The organism is Croceicoccus sp. Ery5, assembly GCF_020985325.1.
Lineage (GTDB): Bacteria > Pseudomonadota > Alphaproteobacteria > Sphingomonadales > Sphingomonadaceae > Croceicoccus.
Map to the genome: position 1 here is coordinate 2569857 of NZ_CP087587.1, position 19964 is coordinate 2589820.

A 19964-nucleotide genomic window follows, 5' to 3' on the forward strand; every position below is an offset into this window, starting at 1 on the left:
AATGTTGCACACCCGCCACTTTGTATACACGAGTCGGCATGTCAGACGTATCGCCGGATATTACCGCCAAAAATGTAAAATCGCGAAAATCAATACGTTAACTGGGGCATACCGACAAAACCGCACCCCCAATTAATACGCTTGACGCTTTTCGTAATATCTGTACCGTATCCCATAGCTGCCCGAGAAGCGGCATTGAGGGAATGGCGAGAGGATTTTCACGGCAGGGCCAAAACGGTCCTCTATGGAGGTTTTCGATGCACCAGACGCACGCCGAAAGCACCGCTTCCGCAGCCGCCGGACAGGCTGGCGCGACGGCCGGTGATGCGGCGCAGGGCGCTGGGCGCGCATCATCTGTCAAAACCCTTCTCGTCAATCTGATCCCGCCCGTCACGCTGGCCGTCGTCGCCGCGTTCTGGGCCCTTGCCCCCACAGACATTGCCGAAAGCCCCGTCACGCTGACGCTGGTGGCCGTTGCGATCATGGCGTGGATACAGGGGCTGGAACTGGTCTTAGAACGCCATGCGACCTGGCGCATCAACCTGCGCGAACTGGCGACCGACGTGTTCTATGTCGTGCTCAGCTATACGGTCATCGCATGGGCCACGGTCACGCTGGCCGACGAACCGCTTGCCCTGCTGAAAGAGGCGCTGGGCATCGAAACGCCGTGGATGCTGGCGCTGCCCTTTCTGGTTCAGGTCGCGGCGGTGATCTTCATCATCGAGTTCGGGCAATACTGGATGCACCGGCTGATGCATAATGCCTATCCGCTATGGCTCACCCATGCGCCGCATCATCACATCACCCAGCTCAACGCGCTAAAAGGCGCGGTCGGCAATCCCATCGAATTGTTCCTCATCACGCTCAGCGTCGTGGCGCTGTTCGATTTCGCACCGGCTGCGATCTTTTGCGCGATCAACCTGCTGGGCGTCATTTCGGGCTTTGCCCATGCCAATGTGCGGTCCGATCCGCCGCTGTTCTATTCGTTTTTCTTCACCACGATCCGGCATCACAGCCTGCATCACACGGCGCTCAGCTATGAAGATACGCGCTGCAATTATGCCAATTCGCTGATCGTCATCGACCGCGTGTTCGGCACCTATCGCGAGGGGGAATCCTCTGTCGTGGGGCAGGACGAACGCAAGCGGCTGTCGATCTATGAACAATTCATGTTTCCGTTTCAGCCCGTGATCGACCGGTGGAAGGCGGGGCGCAATTCGCCCCCGTCAGCGGGCTGAAGTCCGGTGAGTACGCAGGAGTAGCACGGATCGCATTGCCCGGCAGAAGGACGGACGGGCAGCAAGCGGACACCAGCCGACAAGCCGCAAAGCCGGCAGCCGGTGAACGCCAGGATCCATTCAGATCAGGAACCCATGGGCCGTTGCGCAACCGCGCTTCGGAACGCGGGAAGGTTTTGGCCCAGATTAGGGGGAACTAAATGACGAATTGCGCGAAATTTCGATTGGGTCTGATGACGGCGACGGTGCTGACGGGCAGTGCCTTTTCCGCGCAGGCATCGGCGCAGGAAGAAGCGACCGGCACGGCTGCCGTTGCCCAATCCGCGGCGACCGATCCCGACGCCATTATCGTGACCGGCACCCGCCGCAGCACCACGCTTCAGGATACGCCGATCACCATCACCGCCATCGGCGGCGAAGAGCTGGAAGCCCAGCGGATCGACGACGTGCGCGACATCGCCGATTTCACCCCCGGCATGACCGTGCTCGACACCGGCCCGGGGTCGACCGGCAAGATCGTGCTGCGCGGCCTCAGCGCGTCGGACACGGGCGATTTCGGTTCGAACTATGACAATGCGCTCGGCACCTATCTGGGCGAAACGCCGCTCTATTACGATTTCAAGCTGATCGATATCGACCGCGTCGAAACGCTGCTGGGCCCGCAGGGCACGCTTTACGGTCTGGGCACGCTGGCAGGTGCGATCCGCTATATCCCCAACCGCCCCAACACCGATGTGATCGAGGGCGAGGTGCATGTGCGCGGCATGGCCATGTCGCACAGCGACGATTTCGGCTATCAGGGCGATGTCACGCTGAACATTCCCATCGTGCGCGACCATATTGCGTTCCGCACCGCCACCGGCTGGTACGATACGCCGGGCTTTATCGATTACACCACTCTGGTGCAGGAACCGGGCATTTCGCTGCCGCAGCCCAGCGGTGTCGACGGCATCGACGCTGACGATTATGCCGCGAACCTCAAGTGGAAAAAGGACCTCAATTACGAGCGTACCTTTACCACCCGCAACCAGCTGCTGATGCAGACGAGCGAGGATCTGAAACTGATCCTGACCTATGCCTATCAAAAGACCGAAACGGGCGGCGCGCAGGCGAACAGCGACGGCGTGCTGGGCACGGGCCGCTATGAAAACGCCAGCCGCTTTACCGAACCCACCACGCGTCAGGCGCATCTGGCCAGCGCCGAGATCAACGCCAATATCGCGGATATCTTCGATATCGTCGCCACCGGCGCCTATACCGAGGTAAAGACCGAGGCCGAGGGCGACGTGACCGACCTGCTGCTCGACCTCGACTATGGTTACGAGCTTTATCCCGCCTTTGCCGCGTGGAACGAGAGCGAGACGACGCGCAAGCAGAAGACCGGCGAAATCCGCTTTGTGTCGCGCCATGGCGGCCCGTTCAGCTGGGTCGTCGGCGGCTTCTATAACGAGAACAAGTACCAGAGCGATTATGCCGAGCATACGCCCAACCACCCGTGGGTCGATACCGACAGCAATCCCGAAGCGCTTGAATATGTCAGCTATGTCACGTCGAAAGTGACCGAGAAGGCAGCCTTCGGCGAAGGTTCGTTCCAGATCATCCCGCAGTGGCAGGTAACGGCCGGTGCGCGCTATTTCGATTACGATTCCGAAATCGCGGGCGCGGCGGCACTGCCGCTTCTGGGCGATCCGCTCAGCCCCTATGAACTGGACGTCAATGGCGGCGATGCCGGTCAGGACGGTTGGGTGTGGAAGTTCAACACCTCGTTCGAAATCACGCCCGACATCATGCTCTATGGTACCTACAGCAAGGGCTATCGCATCGGCGGACCGAACAGGGTCGCGCCTTGCGGTCCTGAAATCCCGTTGAACCCCAACGATTACGAAGGTCCGCAGGTCATTTGCGCCCTGCCGAACGAAATCCAGTACGCACCGGATACAACCAAGAACATCGATGTCGGTATCCGCACGCAGCTGTTCGACCGCAAGGTGACCTTCAACTTCAACGCCTTCCTGATCAAATGGGACGGGCTGCAGGTCGCATCGGCCACCACCTATGGCGTGACCGGCATCACGGTAAACGCGGGCAAGGCGGAATCGAAGGGTTTCGAAACCTCGTTCCAGATCCGTCCGATCCCCGAACTGTCGATCCAGGGCACCTATAGCTACACCGATGCCAAGCTGACCGAGGATGTCGACGCCAATGACGACGGTGTGCTCGATCCGATCTTCGACGGTCTGATCCCGATCAACGATCCGGCGGGCACCTATCCCAGCTCGCCCATCAAGCTGATCGCGGAAGACGGCGATCGCCTGCCCGGTTCGCCCAAGAATTCGGGTACGCTGGGGGCCACCTATGTCATGCCGATGGGCGATGGCGACGTGATCGCGAACTGGACCGCCGTCTATCGCGGCAATGTCGTGTCGCGCCTTGGCTGGGAACGCGCCTATGGCGACAAGCTGCCCAGCTTTGTCACGCATCGCGCATCGCTCGGTTTTGAAAACGACAAATTCGCCGTCAGCCTGTTTGCCGATAATATCTTCGACAAATATGCCGTGGTCTCGGTCGCCAACGACCGTTCGCGCACCGGGCTGAACGACGGCGTGCTGCTGCGCTATTACCGCAATGTGGTGTTGACCCCGCGCACCGTCGGGATCGACGGGCGGATCAAGTTCTGATCGCCTGATTGAATGCCACACATGGGGCGCCTGCCGGTTGCGGCAGGCGCCCTCTTTTTATGCGGTGCGGATGCCCTGCGTTTCGAACCAGCGGCGCACCGGTTCCATCGCCTGTTCATGGGCGCGCCATTTGCCGATGCCGTCGGCATTGATCGGGCGGCGCACCTGCGCGGCGCTGGGCGTGGCGACGGCGGCGCTGTTCTCGTGAAACGACAGGCAGGCCGCATCCCAGCCCAGCCCGCAATGGTCGAGCAGGCGGCGGGTCTGCCCTTCCTGATCGGCGACCAGCCCTTCATAGGATAATTGCAGCACGCGGCCCGGAAACAGATGTTCCCACATCTGCATCAACCGGTCGAACCGCGCGTAATAGCGGGCAATGTCCATCAGATCGTAGGAATAGGCGTAATAGGCCGAATTGCTGGCGAACAGGTTCTTGTAATTGCTCCACACCGTATCCATCGGCCCGCGTCGCAGGCAAACGATGGCGGCGTCGGGCAGGGCCTGCGCGATATGGCCGGCATAGAGGAAATTGGCGGGCAGCTTGTCGATAAAGCGCTTGCCCGCATCGGGCACATGGTGGCTGGCTTGCGCCAGATAGGCCTCTCCCAATGCCGCCGGATCGATCCCCGCGCTGGCCGCGATCGTTGCAGGATCGATGATAGTGCGCGACGCCGTTCCCGCCATCCGCTTCAGCGCCAGAGGCATCGCCTGCAATTCGCCCGCGGAACGCACATCGGGATGCGACGACAGGATCCTGTCGACCAGCGTGGTGCCGGTGCGCGGCATGCCAATTACGAAAATCGGGTTCGATCCGGCCAGGCCTGCGCCATCTTGCGGCGGAGCTGCGCCAAACAGCGCCTCCAGCGCGTCAAAAATGGCTGCGTCCTGCGCGAAATCATAATTCAGCGCGCGCTTCTGCTGCTCGTTCGCGGCGGAAAGATGCGAAAACGCGGTGGCATCGCCGATATCCTCAAGCTCCTTGGCCAGCGCATAGCGGATGCGCAGCGCATCGTCGGGCCGCTCAGCCTTGGCCAGCGCGGCCTGCAAGCGGGGGATATGATTGCGGTCCCTCGCCTGCCGCGACAGGATCGCCAGCGCATAATGCGTGCGCGCATCGCCCGGATCATCGGCCACAATATGCTCATATTGCTCGCGCGCCTCTTCCACCCTGCCGGTAAAGCCGAGCGCTGCGGCCAGATTATAGCGGAATTCCAGATTATCGGGCCGCGCCGCGACGGCCGAACGGAACGGCTCCAGCGCCCCTTTATGATCGCCCAGCCGCACCAGTACGCAACCGATCGTATCGCATGTCATGGCATCGCCGGGCGCAAGTGCCAGCGCCTTTTGCGCGGCCTCGGCAGCCTCGCCATCGCGGCGCAGCAGGATCAGCATCTTGGCCAGATGGGCCCAATGCTCGGCCTTTTCGCCGCGCTCTATCGCCGCATGGATCATGGGCACCGACTTGGCGACCTGCCCCGCCTCTCCCGCGACGACGCCCATCAGGAAATAGCCTGCCGGATTGGCCGGTTCGCCGTGGACCAGTTCCCTTGCGGCATTGGCGGCAGCGGCCAGATCGCCCCGTTCCAGCGCGGCGCGTGCGTCCGCTTGCAGATCGCCCATTGTCATGCCGCCCGCCAGTTACACGCGGCACGGCTGCGCAAGGCACCGGAATGGGCAGGAAATGGCGGAAATTCAGGCTGCGCGACATTCATCGCCGCAGCATATGAAGTGTTATCCGGCGAAGCAAACGCAAGCTTGCTTCGGACCGGATAGCCACCTCATCGCAGTGTCGCCGTCCACACGAACGGCATAGTCATTACCGGCTCGACGCCAGCCGCACGCCATCTTCGCGGGCAGCCATGCGCTGTTCGATCTGTCTGCGGATATCGGCCTTCACCTGCACTTCGCAGTCGCGCGCCTGCCTTGCGACGGCAAGATGCACGCTGGCCAGACGGTCACCGCAAACGGCCCGCGCCGCATCGTCCATGCGGATGGCAAGGCGGTTCTGGCCTTCGACAGTGGTGAAATCGATCCCGTCCAGCCGCAGTTCGGCGGCTTGCTGCACGAACGGATCGCTTGCGACCGGATCGCCCGTGGCGGCCCATGCCGAACTTGCCATGCAGCAAGCGGCTACGACCAAAAGGCCCTTCTTCATCATCAACTCCTGCGTGTTCTCCTGCCGCTCTCTGACGGCTGGATACGGATATAGGCCGACGGCCCTGACCTTGCAAGAATTGGCGGATTTCAGCGGGTTCGCGGGTGCGGGAAGCGATTGGGCAAATGGAATTATCTTTTATTTTTCACGCCCGGTTTCAGCCCGCGGTGACGACGATACTGTCCAGACCCGTCGTATTGCCAAGCAGGCCGATGGGCAGTTTCACCCGATCCACCCCTTCACGCGCTGCCTGTTCGCCCACCGAAACCTCGATCGAACGGGCATGCGGATCGGCATAATCGCGCAATGTTTCCAATGGCATATGCACCTGCCAGCGACGCTCTCCCTCAACCGCGACCGAACGGCCGTTCACCAGCACTTCCGCATCGGGATCGTCGCGATAGCCCGTCAGTTGAAGGCAGCTTGCCGCACCGCAGCGGACAAGGCGGGATTCGGCGTCCTTGGCGCCGACAGGCATCGCCAGAAGCGCGCCGCACAATGCAGTGCCCAGCGCCAGAACACGCCGTTTTCCGGCTGGTCCGGCACGACGCGGGACCGGTTTAGAGAGACAGGAGTTGATGCCGTCACGACAAACACGAACCATCGGAAACACCCTTTTCCTCCGTGCCAGCCAGCGGCACGGTGATCGAGTCCTTCGAAACGGTGATGTTTGTTGCTTTGTTGACGGCAGCCTATCGATATTACACCCAAGGTCAACGTTAATATCCTCGGCTCACCGGACGCCGGGGCCGGACGATCGCACCCTTTGATGCTGCGATGCGGCGGCCGGGGCGATGCTATCGACGCGGATCTGCGACATAAAGAACCGCTGACATCCGCTTCGAACCGGCATATGCCGCGCGCATGGATCGCCTGCGCCACCTGATTCGACAGCATCGCCGCATGGCGCTGGTGCTGCTTGCGCTGGCCTTGTTAATCAGGGCGGCGGTGCCGTCCGGCTTCATGCTTTCGGCCCAGTCGGGCGGGTCGATCACGGTGGTCTTGTGCACATCGACAGGCCCTGTCGCGATGGTCCGGTCGATCCCGCAGCTCCATCACGACCAGCAGGGCCATCACGGCGATACGCAGACCGATCAGGGTGCCAAACCGCTGCACTGCGCATTTTCGGGCCTGTCGCATGCAGCGCTGACGGGCGGGGATATTGCGCTGCTGGCAGCGGCGATTGCCTTTATCATGCTGCTGGCGGTGCATGCCGCCCCCCTGCCCACGATCCGGCGTCCCGCGTTCCTGCGCCCTCCCCTGCGTGCGCCCCCGCTGTCTGCCTGACGGGCGGGCAGTTTTCGCAATGAAGGTCTGACGGACGCCGTTCGCGCGCCGTTCGGCCGCATTTGATGCTGCGATACCGGCACGGGACTGTCCGTGCCCGTTGTACATCCCTGTCCCCTGTCGGTCCGGATCCGCATTATTCCGCTGTCGCCCGCGATCGCGCCCGTTGTGGCTGTGCGCGGCGCGCAGCTTTCTGAACCGAGAAGTTGAACGACATGAATTACCGCATGCAAATTGCGCGCGCCGCCCTGCTGGCCGGATGCGCCCTTACCCCCATCGCCGCGCAGGCGCAGGCGCAGGATATGACTGCCCCCGAAACCGATATCGGCACCATCGACATCGACAGCACGTCGGCCAGCGCAAATATTTCGCGCGCGACGGTCACCGGTCAGCGGATCGAGCGCGAGGCATTGGCGCGCAAGCAAGCGGCCAGCAGCGATACTGCGCGGCTTATCACCGATCTGGTCGGTGTCAGCGCCGCAACCGGCGGCGGGTTTTCGTCGATGCCTTCGATCAGGGGCCTTTCCGAACAGCGGCTGACCGTTCTGGTCGACGGCTTCCTGATCGATGCCGCCTGTCCCAACGACATGAACTCGCCGCTTTCCTATACCGATCCGCAAAGCATCGATGCGATCACCGTGCTGACCGGCGTGGCCCCCGTCAGCAGCGGAGGCGACAATATCGGCGGCGTCATTTCGGTCACCAGCACGCCGCCCGTTTTCTCCACCACCGGCGACCTGCTGGTCACTGGCGAAATGTCGGCATTTTACCGTTCCAACGGCGACGGATTTGGCGGCGCGGCAAAGATCACCGTCGCGGGCGATCATATCAGCGCAACCTATACAGGCTCCTATAGCCAGTCGGACCAGTACGACGGCGGCGGCAATGACGGGCTGGTGCGCTCTACCGAATATGCCAAGACAGATCATGCTATCGCGCTGGCATGGCAGCACGACGCCGGCCTGCTGCAGGTAAAGGGCGGCATCCAGCGGTCCCCCTATGAAGGGTTTCCCAACCAGTGGATGGACATGGTCGACAACCGCAGCTGGTTCGTCAACGGCAGCTATGACGGCTATTACGACTGGGGCGATGTCGAGGTGAAAGCCGCCTATCGCGACACCGACCACGAGATGAATTTTCTGGAAGACAAGCTGCCCGGCTCTATGCCGATGAACACCGAGGTTCACAGCTTCGACGCCTCTGCCAAAGCGACGCTCACCCTCTCCATGCATGACAGCCTGCGCGTTGGCGGAGAGTTTCACGGTCAATGGCTGGACGATTACTGGCCTCCGGTCGAAGGCAGCATGATGATGGGCCCGGACGCCTTCGTGAACATCAACGAAGGCACGCGCGACCGGACCGGCGTTTTCGCCGAATGGGAACGACATTGGAGCGACGCGCTATCAACCAATATCGGCCTGCGTTACGACCGCGTCGTCATAGATACGGGCGATGTCAGCCCCTATGGCACATCGATGATGCAAATGGCGGACGTGGCCGCCGCTGCCGCTTTCAACGCCATCGACCGCAAGCGGACCGACGACAATCTCAGCGGATCGGCGATGCTGGTCTATGAGCTTTCGGACATGGCCGTGCTGGAGCTGGGCTATGCGCACAAGACCCGTTCGCCCAATCTGTACGAGCGTTACAGCTGGGGGCGCGGTTCGATGGCGAGCCGGATGATCGGCTGGTACGGCGACGGCAATGGCTATGTCGGCAATCCGGATCTGAAGCCCGAAAAGGCCGATACGGTCAGCGCGGCCCTGGCGCTGGGGTCCGAAACGGCGGGCTGGTCGCTGCGCGTGTCCCCCTATTACACGCGGGTCGACGATTATATCGACGCCGAATTCGTACAGGAACTGACCGATATGATGGGCATGCCCAGCGGTTTCGTGCAGCTGCAATTCGCCAATCAGGATGCCGAATTCTATGGCGTCGACCTGTCGGGCGCGCTGCAGATCGCAAGGGGCAAGGATGCCGACGGCACGGCGATGACGGCATCGGTTTCGTGGCTGCGGGCCAATAATCTTACCGATGGCGGCCCGGTTTATCGCCAGATGCCACTCGATCTGAAACTGGGGCTTTCGCATCGCAGCGGCGCTCTGGAACTGGGCGCGGATGTCGAATGGGTGGCGGAAAAGACCCGCGTCGACGATACAAGAAACGAGCCTGAGACCGACGACTATGCGCTGGTCAACCTGGGCGCTGCCTATACGCTTGCGGGCGTGCGCGTCAGTCTGGATGTCGAGAACCTGTTCGATGCGGGCTATGCCCTGCCCTTGGGCGGGGTATCGCTGGGTGATTACGGCGCGACGGGCGAACTGCGTCCCGTTCCGGGCCGTGGCCGGTCTTTCAATGTCGGGCTTTCGACGCGGTTCTGATGGCTGACCGGACCGACAGGGCGGGACGACGGAGAACGCGGTGAGTTTCGCCGCCACACCCCCTGCGCCCAACCTGCGCGGTATCGTCGCGACGGTGGCAGTGCATATCGCGCTGCTGCTCGTCGCGGCGACCGCATTCCGGATCGACGAACCTGTGCCTGCCGCAACAGCCGATGCGATACAGGTGACGATGCGCTTCGCCGCCGAACCCGCGACCGAACGCCAGCCTGACAAACGCCCGCCGGCCAATGGCACCGAATCGGAACCCGACCAAGCAAAGGCAGCACCGACACGCACCATCGTGCCGGATGGCGCTGTTTTGGCAGACGAGGCCGCTGTCCGGCAGACCCCGGCCCCGCCGACACGCATTGCCGCCATGGAACCGGCGCAGGACCGCGTGCAAACACTGACCCTGCCGCCGCCAGCGCAAACCACGCCTCCGCGTCCCGATCCGGTTGCAGCCTATGCCGCGCAATTGCGGCAGCAGATTATGGCATGGAAGCCAGCAGGCACAGGACAACGGGGCACGGTCGCGCTGTCATTCACCCTCGACCGGCAAGGCGCGCTGATACAGGACCAAATCGCCCAATCGAGCGGCTATGCCCGCCTGGACCGAATCGCGCAGCGCATGCTCCACCGCGCCGCGCCGTTCGATCCGCCACCGGCAGAAATCACGCCTGACCAGCTGCATTTCCGGATCACGGTGGATTTTCACTAGGGACCGCAGCCGGACACGGCGTCAGGTTGGCGACAAGTAAGGTGCGTGGCGGAGAGGGTGGGATTCGAAAACTTTAATTTACAGACTGATTAACAACGATTTTTTATATTTCAGCCCGCGCGTTTGGCCCCGAATATGCCCCCAAAGTTTTTGGACGTCGATGGACATTTAAGGACAGTCGGATCGCCCCAAAGGTCCTAGAAGTCTCTCGTCCGACCGTTGATCGATCGAAGGCCCGCGATGCCGACTAAGCGGATGTTCGGATTCAGAATCACGTAACTAAAAGCTTGCTTCGTTCACAAGCTCTACTGACCTCTTGGGACGCAGCGCAAAGGGCCAGCATCCTCGCTTAACTTCAGTTCGCTTCGATAGGGTGAGAGCATCGTCGATAGCGACGCACAGATAGCGAACGGTAGCGCGACAAACAGGATGAGGATTGCGCGTCAATCAAGATGAGAATGTGATTGTCGCGGCGCGTCATTGAGTGCCGATTTTAACTATCGCTGGCTAGGGCCTCGTTCTTATCCTGATTGTCGCGGATGGTCTCGAGGACTTCGGACGTGGTATAAGCGGCAGGACGTCCAGCCCCGGTGCGGCGGGCCTAAGCCGTTCGCCGGCGGTATCTTTCGACGTTCATCTCGAAAATCGTGGCGTGATGCACGAGCCTGTCGACTGCGGCGAGCGCCATTGCCGGGTCCGGGAAGACGCGGTTCCATTCGCCGAAGGGCTGGCTTGGAGAAACGACAGCTGAGCAAGCTGATGCTGAAAAAGAACGCATCGCATGAACGTAGTGCTCACAGAACTCGATGAGTACTTAGGCAGGCAGACGCTTGATCAATCTGTTCAATTCCACTGCAGTTCGAGGCGCGGGACAAAGGTTATATTGCCGACAAAGTAGGACGGCTCGAACCCGTCCTTGAACCGGAACTGCGGAATTTCAGCGAGAAAGATCTCAAGCGCCGTCTGAAGCTCGAACCGGGCAAGATGCATGCCGAGGCATTTGTGGATGCCTCCGCCAAGTGCAATGTGAGGAGCCTTACGGTCGAAGCGCACTTCGGAAGGGTTGTGATGTTGTTCGGGATCCTGATTGGCGACAGGGGTGCAGACCGATACATATTCACCCGGCATAATTTTCTGACCATGTATTTCCAGTTCGCGCGTGGCGATGCGGAATGCCGTAACTGGACCATAAACCCGCAGGAACTCCTCGACCGCCAGGACAATCTTGTCCGGATTTTCTCGTAGTTCCTTCTGCTGATCGGGGTGGCGTGCGAGATGACAGAAGATGTTGCCAAGCATCGTCGTAACCGTGTCGAGGCCGCCGAGGAACAGGTTGAAGCAGTGGCCAAGCACTTCCTCGTCGTTCCATTTACGGCCATCGTCGACCTCGAAATCGAAGATGCGGGTGATGTAATCGTCTCGTGGATTGGCACGGCGGTCGGCGATTTCGCCGCGAAGGTAATCGACCACCTGCCCTACCGCGGCGACACGCACTTCCCAGTCATTGGTGTGCAGCATGTCCTTTTCCCAGACGAGGAATTCGGCCATCCGATCCTGCGGCAAACCCAGAAGATCGAGCACGATGAAGATCGGGAAGCGTTCCGAAAACTCCTTGACGAAGTCGCAGGACCCGCGGCCCTTAAATACATCGATAAGGTCATGCGCGCGGCGACGCAGATCGTCCTTCATTGCCGCCATCTTCTGCGGCGAGAATTGGGGGTTGAGCGCCTTTCGATAGAAGTTGTGGCTCGGCGGATCAATTTCCGTAGGCACCACCAGCCAGTTTTCATCGATGCTTTGCGACCACTGCCCCATCCCGTTCTTGGTAAAATTTTCGGGATCGCGCAGCAGTGCCATCGTGTCTTGATAGCCGGTAAGTAGCCATCCCGGCTTGTCGCCGGGGAAAATGTTCGTGACATAGGTGATTGGCCCCAGAGACTTGTGCATTTCGGGGATCATCTTTTCCTGTGGGCAGTCCTTGACTTCCTCACGTGCGAAAAACGGAAGGCGCATCGCCTTTTTGGCGGGTACATGGGCCGGGATTTCCTGGGTTGCAGCGCTAGCCATCCGATTTCTCCACCATTCTTGTTTTGTTGCCGCCGCTTCGGGTCATCGATAACCCTGCCGACATCTTGCGGGCCTGCGCGACTGAAGATTGACGCGTCCTATAGCGGCCGACGATGTGCCCTCACGCCCCAGGTAAAAACCTCTCTTAAGATAGGTATGCGCAGCCGAACCACATCGTGCCGTTGCACCAACATCGTCGTTCAGCCCCAACAGCAACCGGCCATCGGGTAGGTTGCATACCATCTAGGCTCAGGACCCATTGATTGGCGAGAGGCGATGTGATTCAGGCTCCGGGAGGAGATTGATCATGAACGACCTGTATTGGCTGACGGACGAGCAAATGGCGCGCCTGTCGCCCTATTTCCCCAAGAGCCATGGCAAACCTCGGGTTGATGACCGGCGTGTGCTGAGCGGGATCATTTTCGTCAACCGCAACGGCCTGCGCTGGCGGGATGCGCCGAGGGAATATGGACCACACAAGACATTGTATAACCGCTGGAAGCGGTGGGGCGAGATGGGCGTGTTTAGCCGGATGATGGAAGGTCTGTCCGCCCAGAGGGCCGAACCCCAGACCGTCATGATCGATGCGACCTATCTCAAGGCCCACCGCACGGCTTCCAGCCTTGGGGTAAAAAAGGGGATCTCGGGCGCCTGATCGGACGGACCAAGGGCGGCATGAACACCAAGCTGCACGCCATCACCGATGCCAACGGACGTCCTCTGAGCTTCTTCATCACAGCTGGCCAGGTCAGCGACTACACCGGAGCGGCGGCTCTGCTCGACGACCTGCCAAAAGCAGAGTGGATGCTGGCCGACCGGGGCTATGACGCCGAGTGGTTCCGCGACGCGCTCGAGCAGAAGGGCATCAAGCCCTGCATTCCCGGCCGTAAATCCCGCTCGATGCCCGTCAAATACGACAAGCGCCGATACAAACGCCGCAACCGCATCGAGATCATGTTCGGCCGCCTCAAGGATTGGCGCCGTGTGGCAACGCGATACGACCGCTGCCCAACCGTCTTCTTTTCCGCACTCACTCTGGCCGCAACAGTGCTCTTCTGGCTGTGATCAACGAGTCCTGAGCCTAGGCGTGCGGTTGCTATTGCAACGCCCGCCCAGGTTCTCGCAGGAATCGAATGCAGTGATGTGCCTTTCTTAAGAAAGGTTCATCGCCGCTCGGTGCCATCCATCCTGAATAAAAATTAAGAATACGACCGCGCTTTGCACCGGCGAGCGCGATGCCGGCTTGAGCAGTTTGGAGTGGAGTGTCCAGTGAATAGAGAGATGGAACCGCATATACGCGCGATCTATAGCGAGTGGAATTCCAAGAACCTTGGCGGCGTGTTAGCTGCATTCGAGGCTTTGGGTCCTGGCGGCTTCACCGTCGAATATGTCGGCAGCGAACCCATTGAAGGCACAGCGGCTGTCCAGGAGATGTGGGAAACATACGGCCCAAGCTGCACAACCGAACTCGTGCATTTGCTGGTCAACGGCAACGAAGCCGCAGCCTTGGTGCATAACATCATTGCAGGCGAGACGGGCCAAACGGTTCTGCCCAGCATCGAAACCTATCATACTGACAGGGATAGTCTGCGCGTAAGATATTTCCACAGGGATGCCGCGAAGTGAGTGCCCAAGGAAAACGAACGACAGGCGAACTTCGATGAAATCCGGAGAGCCACCTCAGTCGGCGGCCCCTTCCCCTGCATATAGCTGGTGCGTTCTTGCCATTTTGACGGCGGTTCAGACGACCCATGGCATCGACCGGGCAATCATCGGCCTGATCCTTGAACCGATGGGTCGGGAGTTCGGATTGAGCGATGGCCGGCTCGGCGTTCTTGCGGGATTTGCATATGGCATTTTCTTTGCGATGGCCGCGATTCCGTTCGGCGTCGCGGTCGATCGCTTCAATCGGCGCAACATCATGGCCGCCGCGTTGACCATCTGGAGCGCCTCGACCGCGTTATGTGGTCTTGCGGTCGGATTTTGGTCGATGTTCGCCAGCAGGGCCGTGGTTGGGGTTTCTGAAGCGGCCGGATCACCCACGGGTATTTCCATCCTGAGCGATTATTTCGACAAGAACCGCCGCGCTACCGCAATCGGCATCTGGTATCTCAGTTCGGGTGTAGGTTTGGCGATAGCCTTCGTCGCGGGCGGCGCGATCGTACAGAATTTCGGGTGGCGCTGGGCATTCATCGCGGCTGGTATTCCCGGGATCCTGCTGGCACCGGTCCTGCTGTTCGGCGTGCGCGAACCGGTGCGTGGGGGCATGGACGCCAGCGAAGATCCGGCCAGCAACGAACTTGCGTCGGAGGCCGGTCTGCGTTCCCGCATCGGCGAATTGCTGGCGCGACCGGGACTTGCCCATTGCATCTTCGCCATCATCCTGATCGCCACCGGCATCTATGGGATGAGTACATGGCTGACGACATTTCTCATTCGCGTACATGGCATGCCGATTGCCGATGCGGGACTGCTCATCGCTCTATCATATGGAGTCCTCGGCTCGGCGGGCGGCCTTGCCGCTGGATGGGCGGTGGATCAGCTGAACCGGCATAAAGGTGGATTTAATCCCGTGCGGACCGCTCTGTTCGGGGCGATGATCCCCTTTGCCACCGCACTCACGGGGCTGGGAACGGTGTATTTCGGCAATCTGGCGCAGGTCATCGCGGCCATGCTGATGTGCGGCTTTTTCAGCGCATCGTATAATGGGCCGGTCTATTCCGTAATCGTACACCAGGCCGGACCGCGCCTGCGCGGTTTGGCCGTGTCGCTGGTGCAATTGGGGGCCAACCTTATCGGTGTGGGCGCCGGCACATATCTGATCGGCGCCGTAAGTGAAGCGGTAGGCGGGACGAGAGGCGTTGCGTGGGGCATCGGTTTTGCCATGATCTTCGTAGCTTGGGGGGGATTGCACCTTCTGCTGGCTACGCGGTCCATCCGGATCGGACAACAGGGCACGGAATTGCCTGTGGCAGATTAGTAGGTTCCGCAAGGGGGAAGGGAAACATGCTGGTCTGAGCCCGAAGTTTCTACCAGTTACGAGTAGAGCCTTGGGCCACTTGAGCCTGGCCCTTTCTTTGGTCCGATCTTTATGAGAAAGACCGGCTCTTTTTGCATCAGGGCAGGCTAGCCTGCCCTGATGCAAAAGCGCGCTCCGCCGGGGTTTGGTTGCCGAGGGAGCTGTGCGGGCGGACATTGTTGTAGTCATGCCGCCACGCCTCACATTTATGCCGGGCATCGGCCAGGCTCAAGAACCAGTTTGCGTTGAGACACTCGGCCCTGACCCGGCCGTTGAAGGATTCCGCGAAGGCATTGTCGGCCGGTTTGCCGAGTCTGCTGAAGTCGAGTACGACATCATGCTGGTAGGCCCACAGGTCGAGGTCCTTCGAGATGAACTCCGGCCCCTGGTCCACCCTGACCCGCTTCGGTCTCCCATACTGACCCGCGATCCGTTCGAGCGTGTCGACCACGTCGCCGCCCCGATAGCTGAACCGGACATCGAGCGCCGGTGACAACCGGGTGTAGTTGTCGACGATGGAGAGCACCCGGATCTTGCGCCCGTCGAACAACTGGTCCGACAGGAAGTCCATCGACCAACACTCGTTGGGCGCCGTGGCCGGAACCCGGTCCTCGCGCAGCTTCGCCTTCACCTTGCGCTTGGGCGTCTTGTTGCGCGGCTGCAGGCCGAGTTCGCGGTAGATCCGTCGGGTCTTCTTGTGGTTGATTTGCCATCCTTCCCTCCGCAGCAGGACATGGATACGCCGGTAGCCATAGCGCACACGCGTCGCGGCAAGCTCCCTGATCCGCATTTCGAGACTGGCCTGATCGGGACGGCGGGACTTGTATCTGACGGTTGCCCTGTTGGTCGGGAACACATCGCAGGCCCGCCGTTCGGAGACACCGTAGCTGGACTGCATATAGCCAACCAGCTCACGGGCCCGATCAGGCCTTACATTTTTCGTTTGATGACATCCTGCAGCATCTCCTTGTCGAGACTGAGGTTCGCCACCAGGCGCTTAAGCCGGCTGTTCTCCTCCTCGAGCTGCTTCAGGCGCTTCATCTCCGACGGCATCAACCCACCGTACTTGCTGCGCCAGCGGTAGTACGTCTGGATCGAGATCCCCGCCTTGCGGCAGACCTCATCGACCGTCGTCCCGTCCTCCGCCTGCTTCAGTATGAAGGCAATCTGTTGCTCACTGAACCTGGACTTCTTCATGCCACGAATCTCCTGGCTGGCACTGGCCAAACCTAACCGGGAAATTCCCACAAAAAACGGACCAGTTTGCCGGGCTCAGGTCAATGCGAGAATTTCTTCCCGAGATCGGTGACCCGCTAGACGATTTCTACAAGCGTCAATTGACGCTCCTGGGAAAGACCAAGACCGTGTATGTGGCCGGAAGCAGTTCCGCCGTGATCGTGATCTCCGAAACTCCCGGGATCAAACTCTATGTGGCGCGTTTTGCTCGCTGGGTCCGCGATGCGGGGCTGACCGTGTACATGCCCTCCTTGTTCGGACGCGACGGTGAGATGCCCGGCGTCGGCAAGGCCATGTTGACCGTGGCGCGCGCCTGCATCAGCCGCGAGTTCACGCAAATCCCCCCCAATGACCAATAAAAAAGGGTCCCCACCTTAAGATAGGTCATCGCCGAGCCATTCGCCCTATCTACCATCGCGACAGACACAAAAATCTTAATTCCATGGGAGATGGTCAATGAGTAAATTACTTCATCCTGCTCTGTTGGCGTCTAGCGCCGCGCTTGCAATCGCGCTTCCCGCGCACGCGCAGGACATTGAAAATCAGGACATTGCCGAGGTGCAACTCGCCGAATCTGCGCCCGCAGGGCAAGGCGAAATCATTGTAACCGCGCGCCGTACCGCTGAACGACTGCAAGACGTGCCCGTTGCTGTGACGGCGTTCGACGATCAGGCGCTGGAACGCAGCACCGTGCAGGAACTGGCCGAAGTCAGATCGATCGCATCGGGTCTGAACTTCAATTCCGAAGGCGGCAAGAGCACGACCAACGTCAGCCTTCGCGGCATCGGGCAGCTTCCCGTAGGACTCACGACACCCGGCGTGGTCACCTATTTCAACAATATCGCGATCCCCAGCCTCGGCTCGAGCATCCCGACATACGACATCGCGAACATCCAGGTTCTGAAAGGGCCCCAGGGAACGCTTTTCGGGAAATCGACGCTTGGCGGCGCGATCCTTGTCAACACTGCGCAGCCGGACCTGTACGACTTCAAAGGCTATGTCCGTGGCACCTATGGCCGCTATGATTATCGCGCTCTGGAAGGCGCGCTCAATATCCCGATCATCCCCGGCTCCGTCGCACTGCGCGTCGCAGGACAGATTCGCCGGCAGGATGAACGAATTCGTTCACTCGACGCCGATTTCTTCGCCCTTGCAGAGGTTCAGGCGCTGGGAGTCACCGACCCGAATGCAGACAGCTACCCAGGGTTCGATAACATCAAGAATGACAGCGTCCGCGCTTCGCTGACGATCCAGCCGACCGATGGAATTTCGAATACCACCGTGGTCGAATATTTCAAAGCAGATGAGCGTGCGGCAGGCCTGTTTCTTTACAAGGCCGACTTCGCGCCATTCCAGAACACGGCCTTCCTGCCCCTGATGGGTGACCCGGCCCGGGCAGCTACTGCTGTCGCTCTCGCTGATCTGGCAGCCGACTACGCACAAGAAAATCCGCGCGGAGCATTTGATGGCGGCATCAACGGCGGCCGCGCCTATCGCAAGTCGATCGCTGTCGTGAACACGACCGATGTAGATTTGAGCAATAGCCTTTCGATCCGCAACATCTTCGGCTATCGCAAAAATACAAACGATCAAGGGATCAACACGGGCGCCGTGCCCATCCTCGACCAAGGCGGATTTGCCAATCCGTTTCTGGGCGGGCTCGTCACCCAACCGTTTATCGTTTATTATGCCGAACAGCACTATGTGCGCGATTATATCGATAACGACCTTCAGCTCATCTACGATAGTGACAGCGGCTTCAACGGGATTCTCGGCGCATATTACAGCGTCGATGGTCCGGCCGGTCCTTCAGGCGATCAGTTCACCACCTTCTCTTCGCTAGGCCGCATTCCGCCCACGACGACGCACGTCAAGAACCAGAGCTTTGCGATCTACAGCCAGTTCACGATTCCGCTTAGCGAAAAACTGAATTTCAACGTCGGTGGTCGCTACAGCTGGGACAAGGCACAGTTCTGCTATAATCCGGGCAACGCGGCGACGTTTGAATCGGTTTCTTTCGACGAGTGTAAGCAGAATATTGCGGATCGTGTCGGCACGCCGACCGAATTCAGCGATGGTTTCGGTCGCTCGTCGGTAAAGGACGATTATCCCACCTGGACCGTCGGTTTCGACTATAAGGTGAATCCGGACTTCATGGTCTATATCACCAGCCGTCGCGGCGTCCGTCCGAAGAATCTGAATTTCCCGCTGTTTGAATCCGATCCGGTGACCTGTCCTTCGGGGAACTATTCGACATCCTGTGTCGATCTTACCGGGTACCAGACGATCAAGCAGGAACGCGTGACCGACGTGGAAATCGGCGAGAAGCTGAATTTCAATCTCGGCGGCGGGCGCGGCCGGATCAACGTGGCTGCGTTCTATTCGAAGTATGAGAATGCAACGCAGTTCCTGTCGAATTCGGGTAATTTTACCTTCCCACGTGGAACACTGGATGCGCCGCCGTCGTCGTTCATCATCAACGCCGCCGACCTCAGCATCTATGGTGTGGAGATCGACGCCAGCGTCTCGCCCGACAGCAACTTCACCCTCGGTTTCAACGGCGCGATAACCCAGACTGACATCGACAAGCAGTTGCCAGTAAACACCAATGGAGAACTTGGACCCAATGTGGGCTCTTTTGGCAGGGGGCAGATCAACAAGCTGACCCCGACATTCGCCGGTACGTTCAGCGCAAGCTGGATCGCACCGGTCAAGCCGGCAGATGCTGACCTGATCTTTAGCGGAGATCTCTATATGACCGCCGATTACGGCGGGCAGCAGGGTTTCCAGCTGGAAGGCTATTCGCTGGCCAATGGCCGCATTGACCTGAAGGGTATCGGCGGTTCCGGCTTCGACCTTGGGTTCTATCTCAAGAACATGTTCGATGTTGAATATCAGGCCGGCGTTTCCGTGATTCTGCCTGCTGCACCTTACAACAGCCTCTATCTGGGGCCGCCGCGCACATGGGGCGTGGAAGCCAAGTACAGCTTCTGATCACTGACATGTAAGCGGTCCGGCTTTAAGCGGACCGGCAGGGGGGCGGACTTCGGTTCGCTCCCTTTCTTTCTGGAAAATCGACTTCCCAAAGCGGCAATATCTTTGTGCTAATGCGCGGTCGGCGCAAGCGGTTCAGAACATGTCCCGCTGAAACTACCAACGGGCGACTCTTCTGGCGCAAGCACTCA

The 19964-nt window shown here is 60.1% G+C and carries 15 protein-coding genes and 1 pseudogene; 10 read left to right on the forward strand and 6 right to left on the reverse strand.

Features of this window, described 5'->3' with window-relative positions; all coding sequences use genetic code 11:
- Positions 1 to 257 precede the first annotated feature (257 nt).
- Together LOZ74_RS12140 and LOZ74_RS12145 are read left to right on the forward strand one after the other, a co-directional pair.
- Positions 258 to 1238 carry a sterol desaturase family protein gene (locus LOZ74_RS12140; protein WP_230291436.1) on the forward strand — a complete coding sequence of 327 codons (981 nt, stop codon included), beginning with the start codon at positions 258 to 260 and terminating at the stop codon, positions 1236 to 1238.
- Between the two features lie 233 nt (positions 1239 to 1471).
- Positions 1472 to 3916, forward strand: coding sequence for a TonB-dependent receptor (locus LOZ74_RS12145; protein WP_230291437.1), 2445 nt, complete (start codon positions 1472 to 1474; stop codon positions 3914 to 3916).
- A 57-nt stretch (positions 3917 to 3973) separates the two neighbouring features.
- Here the strand turns inward: LOZ74_RS12145 and LOZ74_RS12150 are convergent, their stop codons facing one another.
- The 3 genes from LOZ74_RS12150 to LOZ74_RS12160 all read right to left on the reverse strand — a co-directional run bounded on the left by LOZ74_RS12150 (position 3974) and on the right by LOZ74_RS12160 (position 6675).
- A complete protein-coding gene (locus LOZ74_RS12150; protein ID WP_230291438.1) occupies positions 3974 to 5542 on the reverse strand; it encodes a sulfotransferase in 1569 nt (522 codons plus the stop codon).
- A gap of 190 nt (positions 5543 to 5732) precedes the next feature.
- The gene (locus LOZ74_RS12155) at positions 5733 to 6074 is read right to left on the reverse strand and encodes a UrcA family protein (RefSeq protein ID WP_230291439.1); all 342 of its coding nucleotides are present in this window, start codon (positions 6072 to 6074) and stop codon (positions 5733 to 5735) included.
- Between the two features lie 154 nt (positions 6075 to 6228).
- Positions 6229 to 6675, reverse strand: a complete 447-nt coding sequence (locus LOZ74_RS12160; RefSeq protein WP_230291440.1) for a hypothetical protein — start codon at positions 6673 to 6675, stop codon at positions 6229 to 6231.
- Between the two features lie 260 nt (positions 6676 to 6935).
- Here LOZ74_RS12160 and LOZ74_RS12165 point away from each other — a divergent pair, with 260 nt between their 5' ends.
- From LOZ74_RS12165 to LOZ74_RS12175, 3 genes are all read left to right on the forward strand, one after another.
- A complete protein-coding gene (locus LOZ74_RS12165) occupies positions 6936 to 7358 on the forward strand; it encodes a DUF2946 family protein (RefSeq protein ID WP_230291441.1) in 423 nt (140 codons plus the stop codon).
- A 227-nt stretch (positions 7359 to 7585) separates the two neighbouring features.
- Positions 7586 to 9739 (forward strand): TonB-dependent siderophore receptor, encoded by a 2154-nt coding sequence (locus tag LOZ74_RS12170; RefSeq protein ID WP_230291442.1) that lies wholly within the window; start codon positions 7586 to 7588, stop codon positions 9737 to 9739.
- Between the two features lie 40 nt (positions 9740 to 9779).
- Positions 9780 to 10457 carry an energy transducer TonB gene (locus LOZ74_RS12175; RefSeq protein WP_230291443.1) on the forward strand — a complete coding sequence of 226 codons (678 nt, stop codon included), beginning with the start codon at positions 9780 to 9782 and terminating at the stop codon, positions 10455 to 10457.
- A 493-nt stretch (positions 10458 to 10950) separates the two neighbouring features.
- Here LOZ74_RS12175 and LOZ74_RS18345 read toward each other — a convergent pair.
- Positions 10951 to 11208: pseudogene (locus LOZ74_RS18345) on the reverse strand (ATP-binding protein); the annotation flags it as partial.
- Positions 11209 to 11300: 92 nt separating this feature from the next.
- Complete coding sequence (locus LOZ74_RS12185) at positions 11301 to 12524, reverse strand: cytochrome P450 (protein ID WP_230280625.1); 1224 nt, start codon at positions 12522 to 12524, stop codon at positions 11301 to 11303.
- A 307-nt stretch (positions 12525 to 12831) separates the two neighbouring features.
- Here LOZ74_RS12185 and LOZ74_RS12190 point away from each other — a divergent pair.
- The 3 genes from LOZ74_RS12190 to LOZ74_RS12200 all read left to right on the forward strand — a co-directional run bounded on the left by LOZ74_RS12190 (position 12832) and on the right by LOZ74_RS12200 (position 15504).
- Positions 12832 to 13589, forward strand: a protein-coding gene (locus LOZ74_RS12190; RefSeq protein ID WP_230291444.1) for an IS5 family transposase whose coding sequence is annotated in 2 segments (ribosomal slippage) — positions 12832 to 13165 and positions 13165 to 13589 — 759 coding nt in all. Because the reading frame shifts where the segments join, the coding sequence is not laid out codon by codon here.
- 216 nt (positions 13590 to 13805) lie between these two features.
- A complete protein-coding gene (locus LOZ74_RS12195; protein WP_230291445.1) occupies positions 13806 to 14150 on the forward strand; it encodes a nuclear transport factor 2 family protein in 345 nt (114 codons plus the stop codon).
- Between the two features lie 34 nt (positions 14151 to 14184).
- The gene (locus LOZ74_RS12200; RefSeq protein WP_230291446.1) at positions 14185 to 15504 is read left to right on the forward strand and encodes an MFS transporter; all 1320 of its coding nucleotides are present in this window, start codon (positions 14185 to 14187) and stop codon (positions 15502 to 15504) included.
- Between the two features lie 136 nt (positions 15505 to 15640).
- Here the strand turns inward: LOZ74_RS12200 and LOZ74_RS12205 are convergent.
- A protein-coding gene (locus LOZ74_RS12205; protein WP_230291447.1) for an IS3 family transposase occupies positions 15641 to 16740 on the reverse strand; the annotation gives its coding sequence in 2 pieces (ribosomal slippage) (positions 15641 to 16479 and positions 16479 to 16740; 1101 coding nt in all).
- Positions 16741 to 16823: 83 nt separating this feature from the next.
- Here LOZ74_RS12205 and LOZ74_RS12210 point away from each other — a divergent pair.
- Together LOZ74_RS12210 and LOZ74_RS12215 are read left to right on the forward strand one after the other, a co-directional pair.
- Positions 16824 to 17138: a hypothetical protein gene (locus LOZ74_RS12210; protein WP_230291448.1), complete on the forward strand. Its 315-nt coding sequence runs from the start codon at positions 16824 to 16826 to the stop codon at positions 17136 to 17138.
- A 97-nt stretch (positions 17139 to 17235) separates the two neighbouring features.
- Positions 17236 to 19773, forward strand: coding sequence for a TonB-dependent receptor (locus LOZ74_RS12215; RefSeq protein ID WP_230291449.1), 2538 nt, complete (start codon positions 17236 to 17238; stop codon positions 19771 to 19773).
- Positions 19774 to 19964 lie beyond the last annotated feature (191 nt).

Excerpts from the sequence above, each read along its gene's own strand:
- LOZ74_RS12145 (WP_230291437.1), top strand. The coding sequence starts at position 1,472 with ATGACGGCGACGGTGCTGACGGGCAGTGCCTTTTCCGCGCAGGCATCG.
- LOZ74_RS12155 (WP_230291439.1), bottom strand. The coding sequence starts at position 6,074 with ATGATGAAGAAGGGCCTTTTGGTCGTAGCCGCTTGCTGCATGGCAAGT.
- LOZ74_RS12165 (WP_230291441.1), top strand. The coding sequence starts at position 6,936 with ATGGATCGCCTGCGCCACCTGATTCGACAGCATCGCCGCATGGCGCTG.
- LOZ74_RS12160 (WP_230291440.1), bottom strand. The coding sequence starts at position 6,675 with ATGGTTCGTGTTTGTCGTGACGGCATCAACTCCTGTCTCTCTAAACCG.
- LOZ74_RS12150 (WP_230291438.1), bottom strand. The coding sequence starts at position 5,542 with ATGACAATGGGCGATCTGCAAGCGGACGCACGCGCCGCGCTGGAACGG.
- LOZ74_RS12170 (WP_230291442.1), top strand. The coding sequence starts at position 7,586 with ATGCAAATTGCGCGCGCCGCCCTGCTGGCCGGATGCGCCCTTACCCCC.
- LOZ74_RS12210 (WP_230291448.1), top strand. The coding sequence starts at position 16,824 with ATGCGAGAATTTCTTCCCGAGATCGGTGACCCGCTAGACGATTTCTAC.
- LOZ74_RS12200 (WP_230291446.1), top strand. The coding sequence starts at position 14,185 with ATGAAATCCGGAGAGCCACCTCAGTCGGCGGCCCCTTCCCCTGCATAT.
- LOZ74_RS12215 (WP_230291449.1), top strand. The coding sequence starts at position 17,236 with ATGAGTAAATTACTTCATCCTGCTCTGTTGGCGTCTAGCGCCGCGCTT.
- LOZ74_RS12140 (WP_230291436.1), top strand. The coding sequence starts at position 258 with ATGCACCAGACGCACGCCGAAAGCACCGCTTCCGCAGCCGCCGGACAG.
- LOZ74_RS12195 (WP_230291445.1), top strand. The coding sequence starts at position 13,806 with ATGGAACCGCATATACGCGCGATCTATAGCGAGTGGAATTCCAAGAAC.
- LOZ74_RS12185 (WP_230280625.1), bottom strand. The coding sequence starts at position 12,524 with ATGGCTAGCGCTGCAACCCAGGAAATCCCGGCCCATGTACCCGCCAAA.